The 5,114-nt window shown below is 69.9% G+C and carries 3 protein-coding genes and 1 pseudogene; all 4 read left to right on the forward strand.

What is annotated here, in order from left to right; all coding sequences use genetic code 11:
• On the forward strand, positions 1–2,038 hold a 2,038-nt coding region (locus L0H79_RS20615), incomplete at its 5' end, for an ATP-binding protein (RefSeq protein WP_301486514.1).
• Positions 2,035–4,251, forward strand: a complete 2,217-nt coding sequence (locus L0H79_RS20620; protein ID WP_301486515.1) for an integral membrane sensor protein — start codon at positions 2,035–2,037, stop codon at positions 4,249–4,251. The genes L0H79_RS20615 and L0H79_RS20620, both read left to right, overlap by 4 nt.
• Before the next feature lie 2 nt (positions 4,252–4,253).
• Positions 4,254–4,865: a hypothetical protein gene (locus L0H79_RS20625; RefSeq protein ID WP_301486516.1), complete on the forward strand. Its 612-nt coding sequence runs from the start codon at positions 4,254–4,256 to the stop codon at positions 4,863–4,865.
• A 7-nt stretch (positions 4,866–4,872) separates the two neighbouring features.
• Positions 4,873–5,114, forward strand: a pseudogene (locus L0H79_RS20630) (peptidase M23); the annotation flags it as partial.

The following is a 5,114-nucleotide window of genomic DNA, read 5'->3' on the forward strand; positions in this document are numbered from 1 at the left end:
CGCCCAGATGGTGTGGCTGCACGAGCACACGATCCGTCGCGGCCTGTTCCAGGACCTCGACCTGCCCAGCGGTGACCCCAACGACGTCGCCGGCGCGCTGCTGACCCCCAAGTCGGCCTCCGCCCTCGGTGAGCCGATCCTTGACGAGGGCGGCCAGAGCGACCTGGACCCGAAGGCCTTTGCCCGCCTGAACCCGATCAGCCGTCGCTTCCTGAAGATCCAGGACGCCTGCTCCGTCGACCCCTCCGACGCCAGCTACCAGTCCCTCATGGTCATCTCCGACGTCCCTGACGGCGGCATGGTCTTCCCGGGCAGCGAGTTCATCGGACGCATCGACGAGTCCGGCCTGGATGTGGACTGGGCGCTGCGCCTCAACGTCCGCGCCAGCAGCGTCGTCGCATCCCAGAACCAGCGGGCGCTGCGCAACCTCAACGAGCAGTACGGCCAGCGCGACGGCGAGGTCAGCCACGGCCTGAACATGCTCGACCGGGTCGCCGACGACCTGGCTGAATACGTCGGAGTCCTGGAGTCCGACAAGCTCGAGGTCGAGGCCCAGGCCACGATGATCTTCTGTGTCGCCGGTCCCGACGCGGAGTCGGCGCGCACCCAGGCCCGCGCGCTATCCGACTTCCTCGCCGACACCGGCTACAAGCTGGCGCAGCCTCTGGGCTACCAGGAAGAGCTGTGGTGGGCGATGCAGCCCGGCGTCCCGTCCTCGAGGGCGGTCCGGGAGTTCTCCCAGATCACCACCAGCAAAGCCCTGGCGGCGACCGTCCCGCTGGCCTCGGTCAACCTCGGCGACAACAAGGGCTCCCTACTGGCCCTCAACATCGCGCACGGCCCGCTGTTCGCCCCGACGGTCCCGTGCGGGCCGACCAGCGTCATCCTGCACGACCTCGAGGGCGCCACCGACCGCGACGTCTCCGGATCCATCGCGATCGCCGGCGAGCTCGGCTCGGGCAAGTCGGTCACCCTCAAGAAGCTCTCCGGCGACGTCATCGACCGCAACGGCCGGGTCATCGTCGCCGACCGCACTGCCATGGGGGAGTGGGCCATCTGGGCGCGATCGGTTACCCGTGCCGTCGTGGTCGACGTCTCCGACCCCGAGCTCAGCCTCGACCCGCTGCGTCTGTTCGGGCCCTCGGTCGGATCACGGATCACCCAGACCTTCCTCACGCCGCTGCTCAACGTGTCCCCGACCTCCGAGCGTGGCGTCCTACTGTCGGACGTCCTGGACCCGGCCTACCTGTCCGAGCACGAGATCTCCAGCCTCGGCCAACTGCTGCGTCACCTGGCCGACGGATGCGACCTGCCAGGAGCTCGGGACATGGCCCGGCTGATCAACGTGTTCGCTCGCCGTGACTTCGGCCGCGTCATCTTCGACGAGAACGTGCCGCCCCTTCAGCTGTCCGACCCCGCCGTGGTGATCCGCACCCACACCCTCCAGCTGCCCTCTCGTGACGAGCTCGAGCACCAGCACCTGTTCGAGCAACTCGGCCTGGAGAAGATCTTCGGCCGGGCCATGTACGCGCTCATCGCCGCCCTGGCACGCCACGTCTGCTTCGCCGACCGCGACATCCTCGGGCTCTTCGTCGTCGACGAGGCGCACAGCGTGACCATCAGCCCCGAGGGGGAGCGAGAGATCGTCGACTTCGTCCGCGACGGCCGCAAGCACCGCGCTGCCGTCGCCCTCGGGTCGCACGACCCGGAGGCCGACTTCGGGTCCCCGACCCTACGGGGCCTGATCCCGACCCGAATCCTGATGCGGCACCGCGACAAGACCCTCGCCCAGCGGGGGCTGGCCTGGCTGGACCTCGACCCCTCCGACGAGGCACTGGTCGACCTGGTCCGCAACGACATGTCCCCCGTGCAGGCCGACGGCGTCCCTGACCACCGCCGCGGCGAATGCCTGATCCGTGACACCTCTGGCAACGTCGGCCGCGGGAAGGTCCTGGTGCCTGCACTCAAGGCGCGCGATCTGGCCGTGCGCACCTCGGGCCCAGCGGGGGGCTCCCCGGCAGAGGGTGCTCCGTCGTGACCATTGCCACCAAGGTCTCCCGGGTTCGCCGTTGGCTCGCGCGGTCCGCGGCTGTCGTGATGACCGCGGTGTTGTTGCTGCTGGTCCGCGTCCAGGCCGCATCCGCTGCCCCCGCCGACGGTGACCAGATCGGGCAGACCCCGCCAGCCCTGTCGTGGATCACCCTGACGGACTCCCACGGGATCTCGATGTGGAACTACGAGCTGTCTCTGGACCGGGGCGGGGTCACGTCTCCGGACAAGTTCTTCTGGGCCGCCATCACCGACGCCTGCTGGGGGGCCTACCGCTCCTGGTGCGCCCTGGCGCTGTGGTTCCTGGACTGGGTGCTGTCCTTCGACTGGCTGCACACGATCGCGTCTCCGCTGCTGGCGACCGGTGATGCCATGCAGTCTGTGGTCGACCGCGTCGGTGCTGTCCCGGTGCTGCTGACGATCACCGCCGTCGTCGCGGTCTGCTGGATGGCCCGTGGCCGGTACGCCACCGGCATCTGGGAGCTCGGGACTGCGCTGGTCATCGCGGCCCTGGCGACGGGAGTCTTCGCCCAGCCGGTTCAGATGGTTGCCGGCAGCAACGGGCTCATCATGAAGACCCAACAGACCGGTCTGGAGCTGTCCGCGGCGCTGGCCACCGGCGGCGGCTCCACCGGCCAGTCCCCGGATCAGCTGCGCAAGGCACAGACCGGTCAGCTCGTCGACACCTTCATCCGCCAACCCACCGAGATGATCAACTTCGGCAAGGTCCTGGACGGCGGCAAATGCGCCAAGGTGTACGACGACGTCCTGAAGAAGGGCCCCTACGGATCTGCCTCCGACATCCGCGACCGCGTCGGCGAGTGCGACTCGGCCGCCGGTGACTACGCGGCCCAGCCGACCGCGTCGATGGCGTTGGGCTCGATCGTGTTCATGCCGGCCAGCTTCATCATTCTTCTGCTGACGATCGTGCTCGCCGGTTCGGTGATCGCGGCTGCCTGCTACGCGATGTTCCAGTCACTGAAGGCGATCCTCACCCTGGTCACTGGCCTGCTGCCCGGCGGCGGCAAGGGCTCCCTGTTGTTGACGTTCGCCGAGGCGGCGATCTCCCTGCTCATCATCCTCTTCACGACCGTCTTCCTCGGGGTCTTCCTGCTCGTCATCCAGGCGATGTTCAAGTCCGGCGCGAACGAGTCCGTGCCGAAGACGTTCGTCATCGTCGACGTCATCCTGATCGTCGGCATCGTCATCTACTGGCGGCAGCGCAAGCGGCTCAAGGAGTCGGCTCAGCGCCTCGCGGAGTGGATGTCAAAGCGTCCCGGCGGTGCGCCGGCGACGCGGCTGCCCGAACGTCACGGTTCGGGTCTGGGGTCTGCCGCCGGCAGCGCCGTCCGCACCGTCACCAGCTTGGCCCAGCTGCGCGCGACCCGCTCGGCAGCGCGCAGCGCCGGCGGCATCTACAACATCGACGCTCGCCGGCAGGCCGCGTTCCTCGGAGCGAACGGTCACGTCGGGGAAGAGCCCGGTGGGGGCGACGGCGACCTTCCGTTCTACCCGGCCAGCGGAGGCTCTGGGCCGCGCGGTGGCGGAGGTGGAGGCGGTGGAGGTGGTGGCCCGCGCAAGCAGCTGCCCGGCCCGTCCGTCGGAGTGGGCCGCATTGAGGCCCGAAAGGGCAAGGTCGTGGGTGGTCTGGTGCGCCTCGGTGGCGGGGCCGCCCTGGCCTACGCGACCGGCGGGGCATCCACTGTCGTCACCGGATCCATGACCGCTGCTCGCGCCAGCAAGGCCGTCAACAGCGCCCGACGTGCAGCGGTGCTGTCGCGGATGGCCCTCCCATCCGGTCCGGCCGGCCGCCCAGCACCTCAGGGCCCGATGCCCAACCGGACCAAGGCGACCCCGTCGGGATCGCGGGCTTCAGGGCGGGTCATCCAGGGGACCGTCCTGTCCTCGAGCACGGGCCCCGCGGCGGCAGGGGGCAAGAGAGCCGGCAAGACGGCTGGCAAGACCCCAGCCTCATCCCGCCCCACCAAGGCGCCACACTCCGACCTGGCGGCGCAGCAGCCCCGGCCAGTCCCGCGGCGTCAGCCACGCGCCGAAGCTGCCACTCCCACCCCGAAACGGCAGTGGGACAAGGTCGTTCGCCCGGACGGAACGATCGTCCTGGTACCTAAGGCGATCCCCGCCCCGTCCGACTCCTCACCCGCGGTGGACCGCTCACGTCGCCGCGGCCGCAGAGGACGATGACCATGCGCCGTCTCCTCGGTCCCGCCCTCCTGCTTCTCCTCGCGGCGGTCTCCCTGCTCTTCCTGCAGCACCGAGACCACCCTGCCGCCGCCACCGCCCCGTCGACGTCGACCTCGACCTCGACGAGTGTGCCGCCGGCGCCCACCCTGCCGCCCGCGACCGTCACACAGTCCACACCATCGACGACCTCGGACTCCTCGCCGTCCTCGTCGATCGCCGAGGTCGAGCCCGACGGGACACCCGTGCCGCCGTCCGCGTCCGCGGCCGCCCACGGGCCAGCTGAGGCTGCCCGGTTCAAGCTCGCAACCTCCACGGCCACAGCGTTCATGACCGCCTTCGCCCGCCCCAGCGCAGCCGTCGACCAGGTCGCCTGGTGGACCAAGGTCCGGTCCTTCATGACCGACCAGGCTGCCGCCGACTACGAAGGCACCGACCCCGCCCAAGTCCCCTACGCCCGGATCACTGGCGCGGCTGCCGTGATCCCGACCGATGCCCCCACGGACCTGCTCACCGCGGTGCGAGTACCCACCGACGTCGGCGACTACATCGTCGAGTTCACGACCGGCGACCACGGAATGCAGGTCTCTCGCGTGGTCCCCCCCAGCGCGGGATGAGGCTCCGATGAAGAAGAAGCTCGTTGTCGGCCTGGTCGCGTTCGGCGCCGTCGGCATGGTGGCCATCCCCGTCCTCCTCGGCTTGGTCGCCGTCCTTTTCGGCGCCAGCGCGGCCGCCGCGCAGAACCCGTGCGTCTCCTCGATCGGCTCCGTCCTGGATGCGGGGGGTCCGGTCCGGCTTCCGGTGGTGGGCCGGTTCGTGCCGACCAGCGAGTTCGGGATGCGTTACAACCCGGGCGACATCGGCAC

This window comes from Intrasporangium sp. (assembly GCF_030452765.1).
Classification (GTDB): domain Bacteria; phylum Actinomycetota; class Actinomycetes; order Actinomycetales; family Dermatophilaceae; genus Intrasporangium_A.

Coding starts and splice junctions, on each gene's coding strand:
- L0H79_RS20625 (WP_301486516.1), top strand. CDS start 4,254: ATGCGCCGTCTCCTCGGTCCCGCCCTCCTGCTTCTCCTCGCGGCGGTC.